Genomic DNA, 24,957 nt, shown 5'->3' on the forward strand with positions numbered 1-24,957 from the left:
GACTGGAGGCCGGAAATGTCCGATTCAGCCTCCAATATGTCCGGCCCGCCAGTTTCAGGTTCCCTCCCGGCCACGCTGCATCTACCTTTGAGCTATCAAACACGGAAAAACAATCCACATGCAAACGATCCAAAACATAAAACGCATTTACTTCATTCCGGCTGCGGTTGTGGCAGTGTTGACGGCCCTGCAACTGTTCAACCGGCCGATCTCTTCCAAACCCGTTACCGGCCATATGGACGAAGCGCCGGCGGCCGTATTGGCCATCCTGCAGCGCTCCTGTTACAACTGCCATTCCAACGAACAAAAGCTAAGCTGGTTCGATCAGCTGGCGCCGGCCTCCTGGGCTGTAAAAAAGGATGTGGACCGCGCCCGGGAAGTGATGAATTTCTCCGAATGGGACAAGCTGTCCGCCGGTGAGCGTACCGGCAAAATGTATGCTATCCTCAATATGATGCAGGCCGGCAGGATGCCGCTCCGCGAATACCTGCTGCTGCATCCGGGTGCAAAAGTAACAGCGCAGGATATTGCCATCATCAAAAAATATACGCTGTCCCTCTCCGGCAACGAAGCGCCACACAGCACGCCACTGGCTGCTGCAGGCGCCTTGCCTAAAACATTCCCGGTGTCTCCCAATGGCGTGAAATACACCGATGCCTTCAAACAGTGGACCGTCATCAGTATGAGCACCCTCTTCGATCATTCCATCCGGGTTATCTATGGCAACGATATCGCCGTAAAAGCGGTGCGTGAAGAACGCTTCTTTCCCTGGCCTGACGGCGCCATTGTAGTGAAAGCCGTATGGAAACAGGAAGAACAGCCCAACGGGGAAATCAGGCCCGGCGAATTCGTGAACGCACAGTTCATGGAAAAGAACGCTGAAAAATACAAGGACACAGAAGGCTGGGGCTTCGCCAAGTTCAGCGGACAGCAACTGGCGCCGACCGGAAAAGACGCGCTGTTTGCACAGCAGTCCTGCATCGGCTGCCACCGGCAACTGTCAGCCTCCACAGGCTATCTCTTCGATGTTCCCATGAAAGTAAATCCGAAAAGCTTAACCGAAAAAATTCTTGCCCAATGAGCCGTATGCTTCTCCTGTTACTGACCGCTGCCTTTTTCACCGCCTGCAAAAATGAGCAGTCCTCCAATGACCAGGCACGCATTGTATTTGAACCTGGCGATCTGTCATTCATCGCCTCTTCGCTGAACCCGAAACAGGAAACTATGTCCGCTTTGTACGGCAATGACAGCGCCCTCCGGTCACTCTCCAAAGACGGCCATCAGGTAATAGCCGGCGCCGTCATGAAACTGGTCACCTGGCGTTATCACGATAATCCGCAATACTTCGGCAGCAAGATAAACGGCGAGTTGCTGAGCGTAGAAACCATACAGGCCGGCAGTAACGACTCCATTGCCTATCACCTTGATTTAGGCACGTTGCAACACCAGACGCCACGGGCAGAGAGAATAGCTTACATCATGACTTATAAACCAGTTCAAATACCATAATCATGAAAACGGTCCAACACATTATCGCAGCAGCGCTGCTTATTATAGCGGGAAGCACCACGGCATTCGCCACAGACAGCATGGGGCCTGTCAAACAAATCAACGCCGGTGTGCTGAGCGTAGGTTACGCAGATGCCGGCCCCGCAAACGGGCAAGCTGTTATCCTTCTTCACGGCTGGCCGTACGACATCCACAGTTACACCGCCGTAGCCACGCAGCTCGCAGGCAAGGGTTATCATGTGATCGTGCCTTATCTGCGCGGTTACGGCAGTACACGGTTCCTTTCAGCACAGGCCATGCGCAACGGCCAGCAGTCTGCTTTTGCAGCAGATATCATCGCCCTGATGGATGCACTGAAAATAAAACGGGCCATTATCGGCGGATTTGACTGGGGTGCGCGCACGGCAGATATCATCGCCGCCCTATGGCCGGAGCGCACCAAAGCGCTGGTATCTGTCAGCGGTTACCTGATCGGAAGCCAGCAGGCTAACCAGGCGCCCCTGGCCCCGAAAGCAGAACAGGCATGGTGGTACCAGTTTTACTTCGCCACCGAGCGGGGGCAGGCAGGATACCAGGCCAACACCCGTGCGTTCAACCGGCTTATCTGGCAAACAGCCTCACCACAGTGGCATTTCAGTGACAGCACTTTTGAAGAAAGCGCCGCCTCCTTTGATAACCCCGATCATGTGGCCATCGTCGTCCACAACTATCGCTGGCGACTGGGACTGGCACAGGGCGAAAAACAATACGACGCGCTGGAAAAAAGACTGGCACAGGGCCCCGTGATCAACGTGCCGGCAGTGACGCTCGAAGGAGACGCCAACGGCGCGCCACACCCAGATCCTGCCTCCTATGCCGCCAAATTTAAAGGGAAATATGTACATCATACCATCACGGGAGGCATCGGCCACAACCTGCCCGCCGAAGCTCCCGAAGCCTTTACAGCGGCTATCGTAGAGGCAGAACAGTTAGCAAAATAAATCCATCTCCTTTCATCTTATAAAAAATAAAACAATGAACACAAAGACAGCTACTATCGTCTATTGGTCCGCCACTATTTTTATGTCACTCTGGTTTGGCGCAAGCGGTTTCTTTGAACTGACCGGCAACCCAATCGTATGGGGCATTACGCAGCAGTTAGGTTATCCTCCGCATTTCATTTACATCCTGGGAGTTTTTAAAATTGCCGGTATTATCACGCTTCTAATCCCCAACAAATTCCTGCGGCTGAAAGAATGGGTGTTTGCCGGCATGTTCTTCGATATCACTTTTGCCTTCTTCTCGAAGATAAGCGTGCTGGGCTTCCCCGCCACGGTAGACGCTATCATTGCCTTCACCGTGTTATCCGCCGCTTACCTGATGTTCAGAAGACTGTACCCGGCGAATTATGCAGCAGTAGTATCGTGATGACCGGTGTTTTTTTAAAGTGCGAAAGAAGCTGCCTCAAAATTAATTGGAGGCAGCTTCTTTCATTTTGGGAGACCGGGCAGAAAGGTGGCATGGAGAGCCAGTAGTTTCCATACGCCTTGTTGCCTTACATAGGTTTCAGTGGTACGTTCCCACAGCTCCTGGGGTGCGGCGGCGCTGCGAACGATCTTGATATGCACGAGCGCGGTGAGTACGGCTGTATTATCATTAATGATCACCTGCTGGCCCTGTGGTGCAAATTCGGGAAACTGCAGGGAAGGGTTTAAGGCAAAGCCATTGATGAATTTATCCCTGTCCCACAGCTCGGCAGTGGCAGAGGTGAAGATAAAATCGCTCTTCAATGATTCGTGCAAGGGGGCGCCATCCTTGTCTTTGACAGCTTTCATGATGGTGCGGTGTAATTGAATGATCGTTTGTTGCATGGCTGTTGTTTTTTCATTTTGTGCATGAAGCCGGGATTGAAATAAGAGCAGTAATGACAGGATTATGGCCTGGATCGCTTTTTTCATAACCTTCTTTTTATTGCCGAAGGTAAAGCAGGTGGCAACGTTGGTCCTATAACCCAGGTTATAATCGTTATATGGCGGTATTTATTTTTGCAAGCCTTTTGCGGATCCTGCTGAGGGATGGTTGTTTGATGCCAATGTAGGAAGCCAGATGGTAGAGTGGCACGCGCTCCAGTAAGTGGGGATGTGTTTTGACCAGGTTGATGTATCTTTCGGCGGGTTTTTCGAGCAATAACATTTCACTGCGTAGCTGTGAGGCTATGTACAGGTTTTCGGTTGCAATACGTCCGAACCGTTCCCAGGCGGGGCTGTTTGCAAACAGATATTGCAGCTGTTTATAACTGATCGTTATCAATTCTGAGTCTTCGAGTGCCTGTATCCATTGCCTGCTGGCTGTTTGTGTGAGAAAGCTATGATAGGCTTTGGGCCATTGACCTTCCGTAAAAAAGGCGGTGTTGATCTCTTCGCCTTCCACCAAATAATAAGAGCGCAGTAATCCTTTTACAACAAATCCGATTTCGCGGTATACTTTTCCTTCTTCTACAAAGAAGGCCGATTTGGCCAGGGTTTTGAGCCCCAGGCCAGGCTCACACAATTGCCAGTCTTTATCCCCCATGGGACTGATTTTATTAACTACATCGCGAAATATTTGAAATGATGGATGCATGACGGCACATTAAGCAATGAAGATAAACACTTTTGATTGTTTTGAGTCTTCGTCCTTTGTTTTTCGGCGGCATTTGATTAAATTCAATTATCATCGTAAAACCAAAATATCCGCTGGTGATGTAGTCGGAAAAACAAAAAACAGTGACCTCTATTTGATTTTGAACACTGATAAACGCACGCTATGGAAACATTCGGCCACGTTAGAATGGTCATCGGGTTTATTCTCAGCCTGAGCCTTGCTCATCTTCTCAAAGGCACCGCCAAATTCATCCAGCATCCCGGACGTGAAAAGCCTTACTGGATACATCTCAGCTGGGTGGGATACATCTTCATCCTGCTGGTACATTTCTGGTGGTGGGAAATACCCCTGCACGTCATCAAACGCTGGACATTCCCTGAATATATCTTTGTGGTGCTTTTTATCACCACCTTTTTCCTGCTTTGTGCGTTACTATATCCCGACGACGTAAAAGAATACGACGGTTACAAGGGTTACTTTTTCTCGCGCCGGAAATGGTTCTTTGGCGTGCTGGCATTTTCCTTTGTGGCCGATGTGGTGGACACGATGCTGAAAGGCACGTTGTACCTGCACCATTTCGGATGGGAGTATCCGGCGCGTAATATCGCGCACGTAGTGCTTTGCCTGATGGCTATCAGGATAAGTAACCAGACATTTCACGGAGCGCTGGTCATGATTTTCCTGCTCTATGAAATGTCGTATATCCTTCGGCTATATCTTTCTGCGGGATGATTATTTCAGCAGCTTAAACGCATGTGACCAGCTGTTATGCAGAAAACCGGGGATGCACCACAGGATACACAGCGGCTCAATGGCCCGGGCAGCCTCCACAGTGCCCATGTCTTCCGTTTCCCAGCCGAAAGCCGTCAACAGGCCGGTCACCGTTTTCTTGGCTTCGTCATCATTGCCGCAAATGAACATAGACGGTTTGCCTTCGCTGAACTGAGGCTTATACATCCTGGCATTGCCCACGGAATTAAATGCTTTCACAAACCTGGCAGCCGGCGCCAGCTGCTGCAATTGCTCCATCAGCGAAAACTCCAGCGTGGTAAAGAAGTGCAACACGCCATGTTCGGGCCCCTTCTCCGCCAGCGGATTGGTGGTATCGATGACAATCTTCTTATCAAGGTTGGCGATGCCCGCCAGCCGCAGCGCGTCAGCCGCCACCGCTCCTTTGGTGGACAGCACGATAAGTTCCGCCGTTTTCGCGGTCGTCTCAAAATCTGCTACGGTAATACCGGTGTCTTTATTGAATTGGACCGCTTCCGGTTTGGAAGTGTCGCGGGTGCCCAGGGTGACGGTATGGCCCTCCTGCTGAAACCCTTTAGCCAGTGTTTGCCCTACGGCGCCGGAACCAATGATACCAATTTTCATAAGATGTTTTTTTGGGTGACAGATACTAATAATGCTCGCAGCAGACAGAAATGGTTAAACAGGAAACGAAAATAATCAATTTAAAACAAAGAAACACCCTGGAAAATCCCTATTTTCGCTCCCGCGCGTTTAACCCAAAACTAACCTGTTATTCTATATCCACAACATACAAGAGCATGCAAAAACTATTGACCACTGCGCTGTTACTGGCAGTCAGCAGTACCGTGTTGGCCCAAAACAAGTACTATTCCTTCAAAGTAGGCGGCAAATATGGTGTTACAGATACGCTGGGCAATGAACTGGTAAAACCAGTTCACAAGTACTGCGAGGAATTTCAGTCAGGCAACGAACTGGCGCTGTACAACTTCGACGACGAAGTCAAAGACCTGATTGTAAACACCTCCACAGGCAACATCCTGACGTTTTCCTATATTCAACCGGGTGAAGTAAAGGTTAACAATAACGCCTATACGTATGTACACGATAAAAACAAGCTGTACCTCCGCAGCGAACAGGATGGCAAGATCATTCCGCTGAAAGAAGAATATTCCGATTTCAAAAATGAGGGAAAATATATTATTGCCAAATATTATGCAGCAGTAGTAGCGCCCCCACCGCCAATGCCAAAGCCCACCAAAAGCCCGAACAAACTGGCCCCGCCCCCGCCACCGCCACCACCGGCGATGCCGCCGCCACCAGGTTTTGACCATTACGCCGTTATTGCCGATGATGACGAAACATTAAAACCGGTCATGAAAGGATTGTTTAAATCCTATCTTCCCTTGTACAACAACAAGTCCGAAGACTCCGCCGGCATCGTGGAAGTAAAGACCTTTAAGATCGGCGCGCAGCCGGTCTTCTATGCTATCCTGTTCAGCACGGACCACACACACAGCTTGTACGACGCCAAAATGAAGCTGGTCAAAAAATTTGAGATGAAAACGGAGGACAAAGAAAAACTGGCTGAGAAAGCGTCCACCATCATGAACCAAACCTTGTCATTGTACGATGCGGCCACTTCACCACCACCCATGGCACCTTCTCCTCCGGGAAGCAGGAACGGGCAACCGGCAGTCGTCTACCCTGTTTTCGCCGTAGAACAGTCAGACAATGGCAACAATCAGCTGGTATGGAAACAAAGCGCCGACAACGTGAAAGTGATATTTGAATCTCCGAAAAAGTTCACCTGGGACAGTAAAGACCATATTATCTGGATCGGCGAAACAGGTACCCGGTTTAAAGTAGACACACAATCCGGAAAGATATTCCTGCCTAAAACGCAATGGGACGCCGCCGGCGTCATCGTTAAGTAATAAAATGACTGTTCCGGCGCCAGTTGGCGCCGGAACAGGTCTATAAACACCTACAACAAACTATATCCTTTCGCTTTCACCGCAGCCAGAATTTCCCTTATATGCGCCAGCGTAGTCACCGGGTTCAGTATGGTGAATTTCAGGTAGAAATTACCGTCTACTTTAGTACTGGCAAGAATATAAGTCCCATCGAAAAACAATGATTGTTTAATACGCAGGTTCAGCGCCGACAGGTCCGTATCTAGTGCCATCGGCCGGAAACGGAACACCAGTACGCTCAGGTCCGAACTGCTCAGCAGGTCAAACTCCGGGTCCTGCTGCAACAAAGCGGCCGTACCTGCCGCCGTGTCAATGATCATATCAGTATAAATGCCCAGTTTCTGCTTTCCCATCAACCGAAGCGTACACCAGAGTTTCAGCGCGTCAAAACGGCGTGTGCTCTGTGTGATCGATTTATTGATCTGCGCCGGCAGCGCTTCATAATCCTGTTCCGCCGGGTTCAGGTAGTCGGCGTGATGCCTTACCAGCTGCAACGTGGCTTTGTCTCTCACCAGAAAAGCGCTGCTGCTGATAGGCTGAAAGAAAGACTTATGGTAATCGATCGTCACAGAATCGGCCTGCTCCAGGCCGTTCAGCAGATGCCGGTATTTACCGGACAGCAGCAAACCACAGCCATAGGCGGCATCTACGTGCATCCATACCTGGTACTCCGCCGCAAGGGCCGCAATAGGCTGCAAGGGGTCTATGTTGCCGAAGTCAGTGGTGCCCGCGGTGGCCACCACGGCAATCGGAATATTCCCTTGACCCAGTTGCCAGTCCAACGCTGCTTTCAGGGCAGCGGCATCCATACGGAAACGGCTATCCGTTTTCACCCGGACAATAGCCTGCTCGCCCAGTCCCAGCAACGAAGCGTTTTTATCGTTACTGAAATGGGCTTTATCGGAGACAAATATCCGGAAGCGGCTGGCCTGCACCGGCAATCCTTCCAGTTTGATATTGTGTCCCAGGCGTTGCATCGCAAAATGGTCCCTTGCCAGCAACAGCCCCATCAGGTTGGACTGTGAGCCGCCGCCGGTGAATACGCCGTCAGCGTTCGTATAGCCGATCTCGTGAGCTGTCCAGTCGATCAGCCTTCTTTCGATGAAAGTGCCGCCGGCGCTCTGGTCGTACGTGTCCTGCGAAGAATTGATGGCACTGATGATCACTTCCGCCGCCAGCGCCGGTATCACTACCGGGCAGTTCAGGTGCGCAATATACTGCGGCAGGTGAAAGGCGGTAGCATGACGAACATACAATTCATTCACCTCTGCCAGCATTTCGTCATAACCGCTCAACGGACGGTCCAAATCCACGCTGTAAACCGCTTCGTGCATATCCGCCGGCCGGATGCCGGTAAAAGGCTGCTTAGTATGGTGTAGAAAGTCTTCCACGGTCGTTCGCGCTTTCTCCAGCGCCTGGTGATATTCCGCGGACGTTTCTTCATAGAAGATGTCTTTCAGTAATTTATTGTTTTTGCCCTGTGGCAGCACAGGAGCTGCAAGGGTGATCTGGTCTGTATGCATATCAATTTTTTTTCGGGAGATGATTTAGCGGAAGACATTGCCATAATGCTCTTCCATGATAAAATATGGGTCGTCTGTTTTGGTGACGGCACGGATATGAATTAAGCTGGTCTTGCTCATCATGCGCAACATCATCCTTCGTTCGCAGGGCACCAGCACGCCTTTTTCTTCCCTGTAACCGGCCACAAAAGCGTTTCTGCCGTGCGCGCAGAGGTGGTTGTTAACGAAGATGAGGTCTCCTGCTTCGGGAACAAAATCATTGTAGATATGCGTCCTGGCCACTTTCCAGAACTCTTCCAGGTAATGCATGGCTTCGGCGCTCTGGCCGGCATCCGGATTATGAATTTGCTCGGCGGCATCGAAGCGGATGAAAGGATATGTTTCATTGCCATACAGCACAGCGGTGCTTACCTCCTCCCCTGCGGCCGCGTCCCTGGCGTAGTTGGCGTCTTTAGGGCATTTGTACAAGGGGCGGAACAAAGGCCGCATCACCTCGTCGGTAGCGCCATGTGAACGGATAGAATACAACGTGGAAGGCACTCTTTCTTCATTACGGACAAACAGGAAACTGAGGAAATCGGCCTGATGAAAGAGGAAAGCATCTTCCGTATGTACAAACAGATCGGTACGGGAACCGCTGCCGGTCTGCGTATGGCTCATTTGCTCATCCGGGATGATGGCGTGCAGCAACCCACCGCCTTTGCGTTGCGCGTAGTACTGAACAGGCTTGCTGGGCACGGCGCCATGCATCAGGCTACTGATAAAGCCATAAGCTTTCAGTTTATCGTAGTCGGCGTCCTTCCAGCTGGAAGGTGTTTTACCCAGGTCGTCCTGGTCTACCTGTACCAATCCCCTGAAAACAACAGCACCATACTGGCCGGCGGAATAATCGGTACCGAAGTGGCTCAGGATGCGGGCTATACGCTCGGGTAACAGCTGATAAGCATTGAGGTGCAGCGTGGCGATGAATGCGGGATTTTCATAGCTGCCGTATTCGCGGACCAGCTGCCGGCCTATATAGTACATCGCGGTAGATTCCCGCGCGGTAATGTCTACAATGAGTGGTGCAGATGGCGGCGGCACGGCCGTTTCCTGCCATACGTCCCTGATAATATCGGGTGTGGTGATGGTCATGTTTTTCATGCTGAAGGGTTTAATTGGGCAACTAATTTTTTCTTCTTCTCTTCCCGCAGAACTTTCCAGCCTTCTGCGCGGTATGCGGCGGCCATTTTACCGCCATCGATATGGTTCCAGCCCGGAGGCATGATGATGTATTTCAGTTTATTTTTCAGTCCGGGCGCCTGTCTTACGTCGGTCCACAGATCACGCCACAACTGTAGTTGTACCTGTAACAGGTTCCTGCCGCTGATTTTGTCGTTCAAAATGCCATACACCGGCTTCACCTGTTCCATCTCGGTCTGAAAAGTGCCGAAGGTCCTGTCCCATATGGAAAAAGTTTCTCCGTAATTTCTGTCGAGATAGATGTGGTTTTTGGCGTGATGCACGCGATGCGCCGAGGGCGTGATGAATAAAAACTCCAGCCACCGCTGTTTGCCGACGATGTCATCGAAATGGTCGTTCACATGTTCATAAAGGCCGTACAGCCTTGCAATAGCTTCGCATATGAAGATCATGAAAGGATCGAAGCCCAGTACGGGCAGGGCGATAACGGTAAGGGGTATATGCAGTATTCCCAGAAAGGAACCACGCACGGCCACCGTCAGCTTCATTTCTTCGGCGGTATGATGCACGCCGTGGATACACCAGAAGAAACGGACTTTATGCCCGAGATAATGCACGAGCCAGAACATAAAATCGTACGTCAGGTAAGCGAGTATCCATATGTACCAGGCATACCCGAGGGTAAAGAAACGGTATTCGTACATCCACATCATGGTGCCGAAAACAACGAACTTACCGAGGAAAAAATACGGGAAGCTGTCCAGCACATAAGAGATCACGTTCACCCATCCTTCGCGGTTGCTCTCCATCTTTTTGGAGATTACCAGTATCACCCATTCCAGTACCACCAGCCCCAACACGATATATCCAAATACGGTTTGCATTTTTCCCAGCAACAGCGGGAGAACAGTTTCCATAGCATAGTCATTAAGCGGGTCAAAAATCAATAGAGCCAGGTCGTCTTTTTATCAATGCCGGTGCGCCTTTTGGCGCTGTGGTGCGTTTGCCGGTCGTAATAACCCATATAAAAAAATCCAAGGCACTGTTCATTGGCTTCCAGCCAGTGTTCCCGGGCGTAGGCGATACAGGCGTCGCAGCTGTCCCAGTAGGCGCCTATGTCATAGGCTTCGCAGGTCAGCGCCATGTTCTGTACGGCACAACACACGGCGGCCATCTCCTCCCATTCTTTTATGTCGATTTTTTCATGCCGGCAAAAAACGATGACGATGATGCAGGGCGCTTTCAACGGGTACAGCCGCGCCCGCTCATGTCTGCCTGGCGGCCATTCCTCCGCGGATAGCCGTTGCCGGTAGTAGTCTGCCAGGTACTCCCCGAAAGGCGCACGCTGACTGCCCTGCAACACAATAAAGCGCCAGGGCTGCGTCATTTTATAGGTCGGCGCCCATGTGGCGTTGGTCAGTATCTCCCGGATAATATCTTCCGGTACCGGCACATCCAGGTAGTCGTCAGCGAAGACGCTTCTCCTCCGGCGGATGATGTCCGTCAGCACCTGCTGCCGGACATCATGCTTTTCTTCCAACATGATCATTGGTCAATGGTATTGGCCAGTGTTGCGGGAACGGCGGCCGCGCGTTTGAACGGCGCTATCGGGTTCTGTAACATCCCTGCCAGCTGAAGACTTCCGGCCGGATCGGCGAGGTCCACCATCTGGCGGTTGTTCCGCAGCTGCAAACGGTTCAGACAGGAGAGAATGAATTCCGGCGCAAACATGTCGTACTGTTCAAACTTAGCCGCATGCTGCGGCTGGTCGTCCTGGTACGCATATACGCAGGCAGCCACCTGCTGCCAGAAATCCTCCTCGCGGTAGTGGCATTTTGTCACCAGGATATCGGACAGAAAACGGAAGAAGCAGTCAAACACATCGGTGAGGATGCTCAGTATGCGCAGCTCTTCCGGAACGGTAACGCATATACGCCTTCCTTTCTCCGCGATGTCGGTGTTCATGCGGAACACGCCGATTTCTTCGGTGATATCTTTCATGATGGCTTTTACCGGCACCTGGTTTTCCAGTACCAGGATGAGGTTTTCGCCATGAGGCATAAACACGAGGTCATGTTCATAGAAACAATGCAGCAGCGGTGTCAGGTACGCCCGCAGGTAACGTTCCAGCCAGTCATGGGTAGACAGGCCGGAGGCCGCGATCAGTGCCGGCAGCAGCGCGTTGCCCTGAAAATCGGTATGCAGCAGGGCGGCCATGGTCATCAGCTGCTGACCGGGTTGCAGCACTTTAGCCGGGCTTTCGCGCCAAAGGGCCGCCAGCATTTTGTTGTAAGGCACATGTTTGCCGAAAGGCTCATAGTAGAAATTGCGGTAGCCTACCGTCGCCACTTCGCACAACAACGTAAAGCCGTTCTGTTTCAGGTAAGGGTCCTCTCCCACATATTTCCGTATCCACTCGGTGATAGGCGGCGTACTGTCCATGTAATACGGCGTCAGTCCGCGTACAAAACCCATGTTCAGGATAGAGAGGGCTGTTTTCGTATAGTGCTTCCCGGGGTGGGTGATATTGTAGAACGTACGGATAGACTGCTGCGCATTAAACTGGTCAGGGCTGTAGCCCAGGCATACCAGGTGCTGATGTGCCAGGTCCGGCGCACAGATAATGGCGAGTTTATTGAACCACTGCCAGGGATGCACTGGTATAAAGAAATAGTCATCCGGTGAAAGCCCGCTGCCCGTTAGTTTTTTGTTAAAGAGGGACAGTGTCTCCTCTCCCAGCTCGGCAGCGATGAGTTGCTGATACGGCAGTTCATCTACCGCGCTGTAGGCGGTGCGGCTTTTATGGCCGGCCAGCCATATCAGTTGAATAGGCTGGTCGGCTTCCGGCGCATATAGCCGGTAGTCGTTGGCATCAAAGCCAATACGGCCGTTGTTGGCCACAAAGCAGGGATGCCCGGAAGTCATGGCATGCTCCAGTGTCTGATAGTCTGACCGGACCAGCTTGTCCATGGGCAATTGTGGCCGGCTCATCATATAGGCGCTGCCGTTAAGGGTGCTGGTGATCTCTTCCAGGTAAGCCGGAATATTCTCCCGGTCGATATTCAGTTGGCTTTGAAATTCCTGTATAAACAAAATACTGTCCAGCGGCAGTTCCCGGTTGCCGCCTACTTTCCGGATACTGTCCGTATCAATGGACCAGTGGTTCAGACCCAACAGCCGTGCGCGGAAAAAGTAAGTTGTCTGTTCAGCGTCCGGAGCGTGTAGCCGGTACTGTGACCATTCTTCATCGTCACTGATCCATTCGGGCTGCAACAGCAGCTCATGGGCAAACTCGCTGATGATCTTTGCCACATGGAGCCTGTTGGCCTTTGACCAGAGCGCAGGCTGAAGATGATTAACGACAGATTCAGGGGAATTCATGATAGCGTTTTTTGTATACATATGTTGTTACTTTTCTTTTGTCTTAAAATATTGCTGCCTGGTGCAAAAGGCCAGGGCAGCCGTTTTATGGGGTAATTGCACCTCCCTTTCATAGGTGAACCCGGCCCTTTTGTTGAGGCGATGGATTTTTTCATTGCGGGCATCCGGTTCCACCACTACCCGATGGTGCGACGGGTTTTCAAACAGGTAGTCCATTACAATGGAGAATACCTGCCAGGTGAAGCCGTGGACGGGTTCTTCCGGGGGACCGATCAGTATATGCATCCCTATGTCCCCTGGTTCAGGCGTATAGAAGCTGCCAATAAGGTCATGTGCCGGGTCATAACATTCACAGAGGAAGGCGGTGCTACCGTTTATTTTGCCAATCAGCGCCTCCGCGTGCGGGTTGTGATGAATAGCGGTATATTCCGCCAGCACCTCTTCGTATGTTTTGTCTGTCATGCCCCAATAGTGTGCGTAGGGTTGTGTCACCCAGCGATAGATCTCCGGCGTGTCCTGCTTCAGGTCCATTGGCCACAACTCTACGATTCCCAGCGGGTGGCCGGCGTTGCTATAAGTTGGTATGATGTTGATTGTTTTCATGGTCATGACTGATTAACGGGATGAACATACGGGCGTGCCAGCTGGTAGTAAAGGGCGGCCACCAGCAGATATACGGCGAAAGCCACTATAAACGGTACATTCAGCGGATAGTGCTCCACCAGTATGCCGGCGGAAAATGATGCCGTCAGCACGCCCAGGTTTTGAAAGAAGTGGATCTTGCTGTATTCCACTGCATAGGACGCAGGGTCGCTGACATGGAACAGTAACGCGTCAAACCGTACGGCCGACTGGAAAAATGCCCATCCATAGAGACAGCGCCCTGCTATGACAGCGCCTGTTGATGGCCACGACTGTAGCAGCAGTCCTGCCAGCGCCAGCATTAATGCCGGCAATATGGCATGCCAGGGCGAGTCCGGCACTTTGCGCCGCCGGTCCATCCACAGCGCAAAAACCGCTACTGCCGCAGGGATGGCGTACACCGCCCCGGAAATGAGCCGCAACTGTATGCCCGATAAGGTTTCCCAATACCGGACAAAAAACGGCCGGATGATAAAATCGCCATAGTAAAAAAACAGTGTGATCACGCTCAGCCGCAACACAGTACCGGAAGGCAACAGCTCAGACCAGCTGCGTGCAGACCGCTCCGTTACTGCCGGACCGGGAATGTCTTTCCGGGTATGTAACAGCCAGCCACTCAGCCCCGCCTGGAAAAAGTCGCCGGCAGCCATGCCCAGATAGATGTACTGCGGCTGCATCCAGTCGATGACCATGCCGCCAAACACCGCCCCCAGTACGCTGCCCAGGTGAATGATCACCGACAGGATGCTGATAACGCCTACGTGTTTATCCGTGGCCGTTATACGGAGAATAAAAGGATATACCAGCAGGTAGCTGCCCTTAAAAATGATGATGGCCAGGGATACTACCCAGAACAGACCATAATGGGTAATAAAAGCGCAGGAAGCCGCCAGTATGCCGGCCACTGCCTGCGTGTACACCAGTATGCGCAGCTCAGGTATACGCCGGGACACCATGGCCCATATGGGAAACGCCACCATCACGGTAGCACACACGGCGCTGAAATACATGCCGGTGGTCCGTGGGTCTTCCATGCCAAACCTGGCAGCAAAGAACAACGGGTAAAACGGATGCATCATATAATCGCTGACCACGGCCACCAGCGTCATCAGTATCAGATAAAATCGCAATGGCATGTTATATCAGGTGAGGGTGTACAGGAACGGTTTCCTCACCGGCATCCACGGCAAACTGCTGGAAGGCTATCCGCTGTTCTATCGGATACACTTCACGCCCCAGCATCTCCCGGATGATCCAGGCATTGCGGTAGCAGCCCATGCCCAGATCAGGTGTCACGAAGCCGTGAGTGTGCAGCTCCGCGTTCTGCACGAACATGGTGCCGGCCGCATCAACAGTGTAGTTGCGGTTCACCGCAAAACGGCCTTTTTCGTCCAGCTGCACCTTGTGCAGGATTGGTCCCATAAAATCAGGGATGCGGTGCGTATAACCTGTGGCCAGTACCAGCCCGGAAGTCTGATGAGCATAGTATTTTTCCTGTTCTTCCTGGAAAAAGGTGAGCCTGAACCCGTCGGTATCGTCATGGGTGATGTTCCGCAGGTCGGCGTTCGTGCGCAGGGAGATATCAATATCAGCAATCAGCTTTTTGGCGTAGATGGTATCAAAGATGGAAGCAATCAGGTCGTTGTTGATGCCTTTGTACAAGTGCTTCTGGCGGTGAAGCAGTTCATCCCTTTTGGCCTGCGGCAGGTTGTAGAAATAATCGACATACTCCGGGGAAGTCATCTCCAGGGTAAGCTTGCTGTACTCGAGCGGGTAAAACCTGGGAGAACGGGTGATCCAGTGCAGGGAGTAGCCATAAGTGTCGATGTCTTGTAACAGATCGTAATAAATCTCAGCGGCGCTCTGTCCGCTGCCCACGATGGTAATGGAGCGCTTTGATTGCAGCGCGTGTTTGTGTTGCAGGTAATGGGCGGAATGCACCGCTTTGTTCATCAGCTCCCGGCAGCTGGCGGGAACATAAGGCACCGTACCGGTGCCCAACACCAGTTTACGTGCGCGCACCAGCAGCCTGTCATTGGCAGGCGTAACGGCGTGCAGCAGATAGAGCTGCGCCGCTTCATCGTATTCGATGTTTTTCACCGCTGTATTAAAGTGTACCTCCGGCAGTTGACGGATAGCCCACTGGCAATACTGGTTGTATTCATTGCGGAGCATTTTAAACTGTTCCCGGATATAAAAAGCGTATATGCGTCCCCGTTCTTTGAGGTAATTCAGAAAACTGAAGGGATTGGTAGGATCGGCCAGGGTAACATGATCTGCCAGGAATGGCACCTGTAAGGTGGTGTCCTGCATCAGCATCCCGGGATGCCAGTTGAACTCAGGTCTTTTGTCAAGGAAAATGCCATCCAGGTCCGGAATGGAATGGGTGAGGCAAGCCAGTCCGAGGTTAAAAGGGCCAACGCCAACAGCCGCAAAGTCATAGATCTTTTTGTCCATAGAAATTTTCATTTAATTGATAGCAGAGGGTTAAAAGTACAAGTGTTGCCTTCCGGCAACAATCGCCCGGGGATGGTAAAAAGATGGTAGCCGGATGGTAGGCCGTTACCCTGATCGTGGTATACAGCGCGGCAGTATTGCATTAGGACAAAAAAACGGGGCAGCCGTATGATACGGCTGCCCCGGGGTTTACAGGCCAATAGCCTCATCAGGTTTCCGGTTTAACGATGCCGGTTTCGAGGGCATAGTTACACAGCTCCACGGCAGAGTGCAGCTGCAGCTTCCGCATGATATTCCTGCGGTGCGAATGGATGGTGTGCTGGCTCAGGTGCATGGCCCCGGCGATTTCCTTGTTGGATTTCCCGGTCACTATCTGACGGATGACTTCTGTTTCCCTGGCGGACAAGCCTTCCGGTGGGCAACAGGCAACGGAAGGCGACTTCTTTCTGTCGGCCAGTAATAAATCAAGGGCAAAAGTGCAGAAAAACTTTTCCCCCCGCAGAGCGCAACAGACAGCCTGATGGATATCTTTCTTTTTGCAGTCCTTGGTGAGCACACAGTATATGTTACTGTCCAGCAGCCGGAAGATATCCACTTTCTTTTTCTGGCTGGAAATGAGTATCACCTTACACTCCGGAATAACAGACAGGGTATGTAGCAGTTCATCGGCATCAAAATAAGCCGGGTCATAGTCCAGTATCAGGATCTCCGGCTGGAAGGTGAGCAAAGCAGGCCGCAGCTCTTCGCTGTTGCCCGCTTCTTCAATCTGGTAGTTATTTTGATGGTCCGCCAACAAACTTTTGATCCCTTCTCTGTAAACAGGTTGCGCATCCGCCAGTATAATACGGGTCTTTACTGTACTGTTCATTATGCTGATAACACTTTACAATGACCTGTTTGGACGCAGAAGATATATGGTTAATGTTACTTCAGGGTTACCGGTTTGGGCTGCCGGGCTTTTTTAGGATGACTGTTTTTGTTCGGCTGCGGCGCCGCTTGTTTTTTGTTCCGTCTTCCCCACCAGATATAAAATCCGGTGACCGGCAGGGAAGCAGCGATGAGAGAGGCCAGGAATGCCAATATCTTTCCTGGTATGCCCAGCGCGGCGCCTACATGTATGTCATAATTCATGGCGTTGATCCGCTCACCGTTACCCATGTCCGCAAAGGTGCGGCTGGCAAGCAAGGTGCCTGTATGCTGGTCATACTGCATGCGCGTGGCTTTGTACAAAGGTTTGCCGTCCCTTCGGGCAAACACGGATACGGCAGCTTTTTCATTCTTCGGAACACTCACGAAAAAAGTGGTCCCTTCCGGCGCCTTTACCACGGCATCTGCCAGTATTTTCTCCAGCGAATATGCGTTCACGTTAGTTGTGTCTGAAAACACCGGGGCAGGTAATACCGTCGGTTTACCGCCATTGGCGATCCACTGGACGCCATTACTGACCCACTGGTAAGAAATCACCAGGCCGGTAATGGAGATGACCAGCAATATGATCATGGCATAGAAGCCAAGGATATTGTGCAGGTCATAATTTTTGCGTTTCCATTTGGTAGACTCCTTCCATTTGAAACGGAAACGCTGTTTGGCGGCGGCCTTGTTGGCCGGCCACCAGAGCACGATCCCGGAGATCAACATCACTACAAAAATAATCACCGACCAAGTCACGATGGTACCGCCGATCCTGGGACCGAGTAAAAGATTGATATGGAGGTTGACCACTGTATTGAAAAATTCCCATTTGGTATTTTCTATTTTCAACACTTTTCCCGTGTAGGGGTCTACGTATATCCGGTAGAAATATTCCATATAGGCAGCATATGTCAGCCCGTCCGGGTTTACTTTCAGCGTCCGGAACGACACGCTCCTGTCTGCCCCTATGGCCACTTCTGCCAGCTGTAGCTTGTATTTGCTGCCGATGGCAGCCTGTGCTTTGTCCATGATAACGTTCATAGGCAAACGCTGTGTGCCTGCGGGCGCCTCCACAAACATCCGCTGCTGGTACACGACCGGTTTCAGCTCATCAACGAAGGCGTAGATACATCCGGTGATGCCCAGTATAAAAACAACCAGCCCGGACGCAAGTCCGAGCCAGCGATGTATTTTCAGGATAGTCTTTTTTAAGGGCATATGGATTATTTAGTTACATCCTTGCAATAGGTAACGCAATGCCATACACGCTCATAAGGTTTTCCTTCATGTTCTCCTTTTTCATCTTCGGTAAAAGTGCCTTCCAGCAGGTATCTGCCGTTCCACACCGGTACATAGGAGAAAGCATCCTGTGTGCCTTTCACTTTTTTGGTCCAGCCATCCGGTGACTGTACTACCAGTTCAGCCTTGGGCAATGTGGCTTTGGTTTTATGCAGCAGGGAAACTTTTTCTGGCACGTTTATTTTTTTAGCGTCGCCGGTCAGCAGCACAAAGTCATTCTGTTTCAGGTTATCAATGCCTTTGGCATGGTTTACCTGTACAACGCCCTGGGCATAATAACGGATCTTGCTGCCACTGTACACTTCCTGTACGGTGTGATCGATATACAGCACGTAAGCGCCGTCTGTCTGCGGCGTGAAAGTAGCTTTGAAATGGTTACCGGCGGGCGTGCATTCCAGTTGCTGCTTTTTACCGGAAGGGTCAATGAGCCATAGTTTAAAATCCCGCATGTTGCTGAACCAGTTCTGCGTAGAGTCACGTTCGTTCTCAGCATATTCACCAAGGAACACTTTTACTTCCTGTGCCTGCCCTTTCTTACCGTTTACAATGGTTTCTATCCAGAGGGCATGTCCAAACGCTGTCGCCATGCAGCAGCATAATAAAGCGGAGAATAATAACTTTTTCATGTTTATATCCAGGTTTAAGTTTTTTTAAAAACGATAGCCAACGCTCATCCGCACGTTACGTCCGGGTTCTGTTTGCCAGTAATAGATCTTATTGCCGTAACCGTCCGCAGAAGGTGCTCCGGTGAACAGGTATTTGTTCAGCACATTATTGACCAGCACGTTCACGCTGAACTTGTTGACCGTATAACCGAGACCGGCGTCCATGCGGAAATAGTCGGGCAGGAAGTTTTCCGTTTTGTCATATACCTGACCGGCCACTCGGCCCGTCTGGTACTGGTACCCCACATTGGCGCGGAGCCCTTTCAGCATGCCACCACCAATCATATAAGTCAGCCAGGTGTTTTGAATATGTTTGGCGATGCCTGGCACATAGTTGCCCTGTAATTCAGGTTTGGCGTCTTTAGACACAATACCATCCGTGTAAGCATAGTTCACCACCACGTTCAGGCCTTTCACTACTTCCCCCTGGAGATCTACTTCCAGTCCTTTAATGCGCTGCTGGCCATTCTGCCGGCTGTAAATAAAATTTTTGGTGACGGGGTCCGGGTGGTCCAGATCGGTGGTCAGCACATTGTTTTTAGTGATCTGATAAACCGCCAGCGTGGAGGTAAAGCGGCCTTTGAACCAGTCGCGTTTGATACCAAACTCAATATTGTCGCCGGTCATGGGGTCGAAGGCCTTTCTTTCCCAGTCCAGTCCCGGGTTCTGGATAAAGCTCACGTCATATACGCCGTATACGGAACTGTTCCTGTCTAAGGAGTAGCTGATACCGAAGCGGGGCGTGAATTTGCTGTCTTTATTGGTGCCGTCGTACGGGCTTACCACATTGTTGGTGGTGTAGCGGCCGGCCAGCGTTACACGCAGGCGGTCATCAAAGAGGCCGATCTGGTCCTGAAGGTAAAAGGCGCTGTAGCCGTAGTTATATTGCACCCCACGGGTACGGATATCCGCAGAGCGGTCCCACTTGGGCTGTATTACGCCGCCGTGTTTGGGTTTATAGATATTGAAGGCAGAATCACCGAAAGCAGCGCCCTGCGCCCAGTCAGCGTAATAGTTGCTGTATTTCATGTCTACGCCGCCAAGGATGTTGTGCGTCAGCGCGCCGGTACGAAGCGTGCCGTTCACAAATATCTGCGCGGTTTTATTAAGCCCCAGCGCGTCCCAGATGTTCATATTGCGTTGCAGCAGGCTGTCGTTCCCTTTCGTGGAGAAACCGGAAGGCCACATGCTCTGACCGGTTTGTTTGTAGTGGAAATACCCAAACTGCGCCGTCAGTTTCCAGTCGGGGTTGAACTTATGTTCATAGAAAGCCATTATGCTGTTATCGCTGATTCTGGTGGGGTCCATATTGCCTTCTATGGTGGTGAAGTTCATCGGCAGGTCGCCGTAGCCACGTTTGGAGAAGGAGTAGTTGCCGCCAATCACGGGCAGCTGCATGTACTGGAGGTTATATTCCAGCGTAATACTGTTTTTCTCGTCTATCAGGTATTTTACTACCGGCGCAATGCTGTAGCGGTTGGTATAATCAAAGTCGCGCCAGCCGTTTTTCAGTTCACCAGCGACGTTGAGGCGGTACAGCAGTTTGCCGTCTTTAGACAGCTTGCCGTCCAGGTCCAGCGTGGTGCGGTAGTTGTCATAACTGCCAAGGGACAGTGTTATTTCCCCCTGGTTGATGCCGGTAGGTTTTTTCGTTACCACGTTGTACATACCGCCGGGCTCCCCGTTGGACATCATAAAGCCGGCAGGGCCTTTCACGAATTCGATCCTGTCCACCATGCTCATATCTTCCGTGAGCGGGCTCCAGGAGCTGATATATACGTTCATGCCGTTACGGAGGGAGCTGGCGCGGGAACCGCGGACCTGGATATTGGAATACATGTCCCAGTGGCCCAGCCGGGAGGCGCCGCTCACATTGCGGGTAACGCCTTCGTGCATATTAAATACCTGCTGGTCTGCCAGCACTTCTTTAGAGACTTCTGCAATGCTCTGTGGTATTTCTACAAGGGGCGCATTGAGACGGAGAGAATTGGAAGGCGTAAGGACGGTATATTTGTTATACTCTCCTACTACGGTCACCTCCTTCATCTGTTGACCGGAAGCTCCCAGTGTAATGGCGGTCTGCGTGATCTTGTCCGTTTCCACTTCCACTTCCTGCACTACATTTTCATATCCCACCAGCGACACCACCAGCGTATATTTGCCGGGTTTTACCCTTTTGATAACAAACTCGCCATTAGCATCTGTCAGGGCGCCGTGACTGGAATGCTGTATTCTAACGGTAACGTAAGGTGCGGGCAACCCGTCTGAGGTAAGTACCTTTCCTTTGATGGCAGACAATATATCGTCTGCCATGGCCTGTCCGCACAAGGCGAACAGGAATACTAACAGTATAGTCAGGCGTTTCACCGGGATTCGCAGATAGTATGGCTCCATGATATCTTTTACATTTGCGTGCAAAAGTAGGGGCTGCTAATCCCGGTATAGTTACGCCATCGGGAAATTGATTTTCGCAATCAGGAAAAATCGCTCATTAGTGTCTATGTGCTAGATGTACTCTGTGATCACCTTAAAAGTGGTCTGGCCGTTTTTATCAAAAATCTCTTTACCACAGTCCTCACAGTTTCCTCCCTCATCTATTAATTCGCCTCGCTTCACCTGCCATACGTTCATGCTGCCGCAAGAGCAATAGACAGTATACAGCACTTCCCCGGAAAGCTCTCCAAAAGCCCGCCATTTTCCCAGTGGGGTAGTTTGTTTTTTGAGGTCTTTTTTGTTTTTATCTGGTATCAGGCCGATATAATAGCTATCATTGCCACGGTCCAGCAGGACAATGACGAAGTCCTCTTCTTCCAGCAAAGCCTGGAACGATGTCAACAGAAAAGGAATACTGTCACCGGCTTTGAAGCCGCCGGCTTCCGCCTGCATGGACGCATACACGCCGTCTGTATCCAAAGGGGCTTCTGGCTTGAAGGCGTGTAGCCTTCCGTGTAAGAAATTCCCGATCTGCCCGGGTTGTTCCTCTCCTTTCCAGTCGGTGACGGTCAGGTATTGATGTTGCAACAATAATTCGAGCAGTTGTTCATCATCCGTGGCGGTGCTGAGTTGTTTTTCTTCTTCGGGTAAAACGAGGTAACGGAGAAATTTTGCATTCATTGGGAATGGTTGTTTTTTTTTAAAATCGGTTACATATAAGCAAAAGCAGTGTGGCTGCCAGCGCTGCAGTACTTTAACGCAATATAGTTTTTTACGCGGGAAAATCAGTGAATAGCTACCAGTAGCAACAGCATATGTATAGCTACTTACATTTTTTTTAAGTAAATTACGTCCCATAGCCAACAAACTGACTGTCAGCCAATTTCTTATTTCATAAAAAATAATTTGAGCATTATTGCTTTCAATGTATATTAGATACCAGTTAAAGAGCGCATGTTTAATCTCCCTGTCAAGCACATTCTATCATCCTTATAAAACAATCACCTCATGAACAAAAACTACGTACAGTATGGTCTGATCATCAGCGCAATCATGGTGGTACTGTCTGTCCTCTTTTACATTCTGAACCTTAGCCAGGAAAAATGGGCCCAGTGGGTGGGCACGCTGGTCATGGGCGTGGGTATTGTCCTCGCCAGCATTAACTTTTCAAAAATCAATGACGGGCATGTAACGTTTGGCAATGTTTTTATGAACGGCTTCCAGGCTTCGCTGATCATCGCTGTGATTACTGTTATTTTCTCTGTGATCATGGTTCTAATATTCCCTGATATAATAGAAAAAATAATGGAGACCTCACGGCTGGATATGGAAAAGAAGGGTATGCCGGAGGAACAGATTGAACAGGGCATCAACTTTGCCAGGAAGTTCTTCCTGATATTTATGGTAATAGGGGGAATATTTTTGAGTGTGATCTGCGGCGTAATAGCCTCCGTAATAGGTGCTGCTATAGCCCGTAAAGATGCCAAATAGCCCCGATGACCTTAATATAGCTACTTACTGTCCTGCATCCGAACCCTGGTAAATTTACAGGCCCTGATGCAGGACTTTTCATTTTCCCACAACAATACCAGCCGGCTTTTATTTCCTTCTCCTGTTTTCTATCTTTACAGGTAGCTTATACAAGATAATTTTCTTGTTGATAAACCAGCTATATAAAAACATTTTCAAAAGGTATGGAGCGTATGTCCATGGAGGAAGAAGTGCTGTTGCGGATGGTCCAGGGAGATGAATCGGCTTTTTCGAGTATCTACCGGCATTACCATCCCTCTTTATACATCTATCTGCTGCGCTTCTGTAAGGTGCCTTCCCTTGCGGAAGACCTCGTGCATGATGTATTTCTCAAAATCTGGGAGATAAGAGAGCGTATTAACCCCCAGCTGTCTTTCAGCGGGTACCTTTACCGTATCGCCCGCAACCATGTCTTTAAAACCATATCTAAGCTGGCCACCGACGGACAAATGCGGGAACAGCTATACCAGCAGCTGGCCGGCATCGACCCGGTGAATTCCGACGAAGTAGTACGGACCAAGGAATATGAGCGTCTTTTCGAAGAAGCGTTGTCCAAGCTGACCGTCCAGCGGCTGAAAGTATTCCGCCTTTGCCGCCAGGAAGGGAAAAGCTACGACGAAGCGGCAGCCCTGCTGGGCATTTCCCGCAGCGCGGTAAAAAAACACATGGTACTGGGCATGCGTTTCATCGAAGATTATGTGTACCGTCATGGTGACATTTTTATGGCCATTTGGCTGGTCTCCACTTTTTATTAAAAAAATTTCTTCACAGGGGTACCCTCCACTTTCATTTTCGGATAGTATATAGTACCCGTTTGTTTTCAATGGGGGGAAACGAATATGCCGCAACCAGAAAATTATCACCAGCAACTGTTACAGCGCTACCTGGATGGCCAATGCAGCCGGGAAGAGCTGGATGAGCTGTTCGGGTACCTGAACACGTCCGGATCGAAGCGGCCCCTGCTGACGGCCATGCAACAGGAATTTGAACGTGTCATGAGCGAAGAGCATACCGTGCCCGAAGCCATAGGAAATCGTATTGAGACAAGGCTGCTGCAGGAAATCAGCCGGAACAAGGTGGTGCCCGTGCGCTCCTTCCGGTATCTGAAATGGAGTGCAGCCGCAGCCGTTATGATACTGTTATCAACGGCCACCATCTTTTATACTACCCGCCCTCCTGCCGCGCCTGCACTGGCGCTGCGGCATGCCCCGCGGGCAGGCACCCCTGGCAGCAACAAAGCGCAGCTCACCCTCTCAGACGGCTCCGTGGTGACATTGGACAGCACCGGCAACCAGGTGTTCCAACAAGGAGACGTTACGGTGCAGCAACATAACGGACAGCTGCTATACCCTGTTACTGCCGGCCCTTCCTCCATTGTAAGTTACAACCTGTTGGCCGTGCCGCGTGGCGGACAATTCAACGTAGTACTGCCCGACGGAAGCCGGGTATGGTTAAACGCCGCATCCAGCCTTCGTTACCCTACGGCCTTCCCTGCCAACAACCGCACCGTGGAAATAAAAGGCCAGGCCTATTTTGAAATCAAGCCTGTTCCGGGCCAACCGTTTATCGTGAAAGTGAACAATACAGAAGTACAGGTACTGGGCACCAGCTTCGACATCATGGCCTATGCCGATGAACCCGTGACCCGCACCACACTGATAACAGGAGCAGTGAAAGTTAAATCCGGCGACAATGAAGGCTACCTGCACGCTGGGCAAGCCGCCGCAGTGAACAACACCACCGGGTCACTCTCCGTGCAGCCAGCAGACCTCCGGGAAGCGACCGCCTGGAGAACAGGCTTCTTCAACTTTGAAAATGCCAGCCTTGGCAGCATACTCAGGCAGCTATCGAGATGGTATGATGTGGAAGCCGATGACCAGACCATACCGGAAAACTACCGCCTCGGTGGTTACATCAACCGAAATCTGCCACTACAGCAGGTATTACCAATGCTGGAAACAGACAACGTAAAACTGAAACTGGAAGGCAGGACCATCAAAGTAATATCAACCAGGTAAAAGTGCCAGCCCATGTAAGCATATAAAGTATCAATAAATCACAATGAAAAAACCTAAC

At 50.9% G+C, this 24,957-nt stretch carries 25 protein-coding genes; 9 read left to right on the forward strand and 16 right to left on the reverse strand.

Going from position 1 to position 24,957, the window contains the following annotated elements; all coding sequences use genetic code 11:
• Positions 1-118 precede the first annotated feature (118 nt).
• The 4 genes from ACTJJS_RS25275 to ACTJJS_RS25290 are packed head-to-tail and all read left to right on the forward strand — an operon-like array spanning position 119 to position 2,916.
• Positions 119-1,081: a heme-binding domain-containing protein gene (locus tag ACTJJS_RS25275; RefSeq protein ID WP_440665997.1), complete on the forward strand. Its 963-nt coding sequence runs from the start codon at positions 119-121 to the stop codon at positions 1,079-1,081.
• Positions 1,078-1,509 carry a hypothetical protein gene (locus tag ACTJJS_RS25280; RefSeq protein WP_440665999.1) on the forward strand — a complete coding sequence of 144 codons (432 nt, stop codon included), beginning with the start codon at positions 1,078-1,080 and terminating at the stop codon, positions 1,507-1,509. The genes ACTJJS_RS25275 and ACTJJS_RS25280 overlap by 4 nt, the downstream gene beginning before the upstream one ends.
• Positions 1,510-1,511: 2 nt before the next feature.
• The gene (locus ACTJJS_RS25285; protein WP_440666001.1) at positions 1,512-2,489 is read left to right on the forward strand and encodes an alpha/beta fold hydrolase; all 978 of its coding nucleotides are present in this window, start codon (positions 1,512-1,514) and stop codon (positions 2,487-2,489) included.
• Between the two features lie 34 nt (positions 2,490-2,523).
• Positions 2,524-2,916: a DoxX family protein gene (locus ACTJJS_RS25290; protein ID WP_440666004.1), complete on the forward strand. Its 393-nt coding sequence runs from the start codon at positions 2,524-2,526 to the stop codon at positions 2,914-2,916.
• Positions 2,917-2,978: 62 nt separating this feature from the next.
• Here the strand turns inward: ACTJJS_RS25290 and ACTJJS_RS25295 are convergent, their stop codons facing one another.
• Together ACTJJS_RS25295 and ACTJJS_RS25300 are read right to left on the reverse strand one after the other, a co-directional pair.
• Entirely contained in the window at positions 2,979-3,446 is a 468-nt protein-coding gene (locus tag ACTJJS_RS25295) for a nuclear transport factor 2 family protein (protein WP_440666006.1), read from the reverse strand.
• A 67-nt stretch (positions 3,447-3,513) separates the two neighbouring features.
• Positions 3,514-4,059, reverse strand: coding sequence for a Crp/Fnr family transcriptional regulator (locus tag ACTJJS_RS25300; protein WP_440666008.1), 546 nt, complete (start codon positions 4,057-4,059; stop codon positions 3,514-3,516).
• A 234-nt stretch (positions 4,060-4,293) separates the two neighbouring features.
• Between ACTJJS_RS25300 and ACTJJS_RS25305 the strand changes: the two genes are divergently transcribed.
• A complete protein-coding gene (locus ACTJJS_RS25305; RefSeq protein ID WP_440666010.1) occupies positions 4,294-4,863 on the forward strand; it encodes a hypothetical protein in 570 nt (189 codons plus the stop codon).
• Here ACTJJS_RS25305 and ACTJJS_RS25310 read toward each other — a convergent pair whose 3' ends face one another.
• A complete protein-coding gene (locus ACTJJS_RS25310) occupies positions 4,864-5,505 on the reverse strand; it encodes an NADPH-dependent F420 reductase (RefSeq protein ID WP_440666012.1) in 642 nt (213 codons plus the stop codon). It lies immediately after the preceding gene.
• Positions 5,506-5,681: 176 nt separating this feature from the next.
• Between ACTJJS_RS25310 and ACTJJS_RS25315 the strand changes: the two genes are divergently transcribed.
• Positions 5,682-6,818: a hypothetical protein gene (locus ACTJJS_RS25315; protein WP_440666013.1), complete on the forward strand. Its 1,137-nt coding sequence runs from the start codon at positions 5,682-5,684 to the stop codon at positions 6,816-6,818.
• Positions 6,819-6,868: 50 nt separating this feature from the next.
• Here ACTJJS_RS25315 and ACTJJS_RS25320 read toward each other — a convergent pair whose 3' ends face one another.
• The 13 genes from ACTJJS_RS25320 to ACTJJS_RS25380 all read right to left on the reverse strand — a co-directional run bounded on the left by ACTJJS_RS25320 (position 6,869) and on the right by ACTJJS_RS25380 (position 22,032).
• Entirely contained in the window at positions 6,869-8,380 is a 1,512-nt protein-coding gene (locus tag ACTJJS_RS25320) for a pyridoxal phosphate-dependent decarboxylase family protein (protein ID WP_440666014.1), read from the reverse strand.
• Positions 8,381-8,404: 24 nt separating this feature from the next.
• A complete protein-coding gene (locus ACTJJS_RS25325; RefSeq protein WP_440666016.1) occupies positions 8,405-9,523 on the reverse strand; it encodes a taurine catabolism dioxygenase TauD in 1,119 nt (372 codons plus the stop codon).
• On the reverse strand, positions 9,520-10,479 hold the full coding sequence (locus ACTJJS_RS25330; protein WP_440666017.1) for a sterol desaturase family protein: 960 nt from the start codon (positions 10,477-10,479) through the stop codon (positions 9,520-9,522). Before ACTJJS_RS25330 ends, ACTJJS_RS25325 begins: the two co-directional genes overlap by 4 nt.
• Before the next feature lie 26 nt (positions 10,480-10,505).
• The gene (locus ACTJJS_RS25335; RefSeq protein ID WP_440666018.1) at positions 10,506-11,111 is read right to left on the reverse strand and encodes a nitroreductase family protein; all 606 of its coding nucleotides are present in this window, start codon (positions 11,109-11,111) and stop codon (positions 10,506-10,508) included.
• Positions 11,108-12,943 carry an IucA/IucC family protein gene (locus ACTJJS_RS25340; protein ID WP_440666020.1) on the reverse strand — a complete coding sequence of 612 codons (1,836 nt, stop codon included), beginning with the start codon at positions 12,941-12,943 and terminating at the stop codon, positions 11,108-11,110. The genes ACTJJS_RS25335 and ACTJJS_RS25340 overlap by 4 nt, the downstream gene beginning before the upstream one ends.
• Before the next feature lie 27 nt (positions 12,944-12,970).
• Entirely contained in the window at positions 12,971-13,546 is a 576-nt protein-coding gene (locus ACTJJS_RS25345; RefSeq protein ID WP_440666022.1) for a GNAT family N-acetyltransferase, read from the reverse strand.
• Positions 13,547-13,548: 2 nt separating this feature from the next.
• A complete protein-coding gene (locus ACTJJS_RS25350) occupies positions 13,549-14,721 on the reverse strand; it encodes an MFS transporter (RefSeq protein ID WP_440666023.1) in 1,173 nt (390 codons plus the stop codon).
• Position 14,722: 1 nt separating this feature from the next.
• Positions 14,723-16,042: a lysine N(6)-hydroxylase/L-ornithine N(5)-oxygenase family protein gene (locus tag ACTJJS_RS25355; RefSeq protein ID WP_440666025.1), complete on the reverse strand. Its 1,320-nt coding sequence runs from the start codon at positions 16,040-16,042 to the stop codon at positions 14,723-14,725.
• A gap of 208 nt (positions 16,043-16,250) precedes the next feature.
• A complete protein-coding gene (locus tag ACTJJS_RS25360; RefSeq protein WP_168874645.1) occupies positions 16,251-16,910 on the reverse strand; it encodes a response regulator transcription factor in 660 nt (219 codons plus the stop codon).
• A 56-nt stretch (positions 16,911-16,966) separates the two neighbouring features.
• Positions 16,967-18,172: a PepSY-associated TM helix domain-containing protein gene (locus ACTJJS_RS25365; protein WP_440666027.1), complete on the reverse strand. Its 1,206-nt coding sequence runs from the start codon at positions 18,170-18,172 to the stop codon at positions 16,967-16,969.
• A 5-nt stretch (positions 18,173-18,177) separates the two neighbouring features.
• On the reverse strand, positions 18,178-18,879 hold the full coding sequence (locus ACTJJS_RS25370) for a hypothetical protein (RefSeq protein ID WP_440666029.1): 702 nt from the start codon (positions 18,877-18,879) through the stop codon (positions 18,178-18,180).
• A gap of 24 nt (positions 18,880-18,903) precedes the next feature.
• Entirely contained in the window at positions 18,904-21,312 is a 2,409-nt protein-coding gene (locus ACTJJS_RS25375) for a TonB-dependent siderophore receptor (RefSeq protein WP_440666031.1), read from the reverse strand.
• A gap of 111 nt (positions 21,313-21,423) precedes the next feature.
• The gene (locus ACTJJS_RS25380) at positions 21,424-22,032 is read right to left on the reverse strand and encodes a DUF6630 family protein (RefSeq protein WP_440666033.1); all 609 of its coding nucleotides are present in this window, start codon (positions 22,030-22,032) and stop codon (positions 21,424-21,426) included.
• Positions 22,033-22,359: 327 nt separating this feature from the next.
• Between ACTJJS_RS25380 and ACTJJS_RS25385 the strand changes: the two genes are divergently transcribed.
• The 3 genes from ACTJJS_RS25385 to ACTJJS_RS25395 all read left to right on the forward strand — a co-directional run bounded on the left by ACTJJS_RS25385 (position 22,360) and on the right by ACTJJS_RS25395 (position 24,899).
• Entirely contained in the window at positions 22,360-22,842 is a 483-nt protein-coding gene (locus tag ACTJJS_RS25385) for a DUF4199 domain-containing protein (protein ID WP_168874640.1), read from the forward strand.
• Between the two features lie 203 nt (positions 22,843-23,045).
• Positions 23,046-23,636 (forward strand): RNA polymerase sigma factor, encoded by a 591-nt coding sequence (locus ACTJJS_RS25390; RefSeq protein ID WP_440666035.1) that lies wholly within the window; start codon positions 23,046-23,048, stop codon positions 23,634-23,636.
• 84 nt (positions 23,637-23,720) lie between these two features.
• Positions 23,721-24,899 (forward strand): FecR family protein, encoded by a 1,179-nt coding sequence (locus tag ACTJJS_RS25395; RefSeq protein ID WP_440666037.1) that lies wholly within the window; start codon positions 23,721-23,723, stop codon positions 24,897-24,899.
• Positions 24,900-24,957 lie beyond the last annotated feature (58 nt).

This window comes from Chitinophaga sp. 22308 (assembly GCF_052045305.1).
GTDB lineage: Bacteria > Bacteroidota > Bacteroidia > Chitinophagales > Chitinophagaceae > Chitinophaga > Chitinophaga varians_A.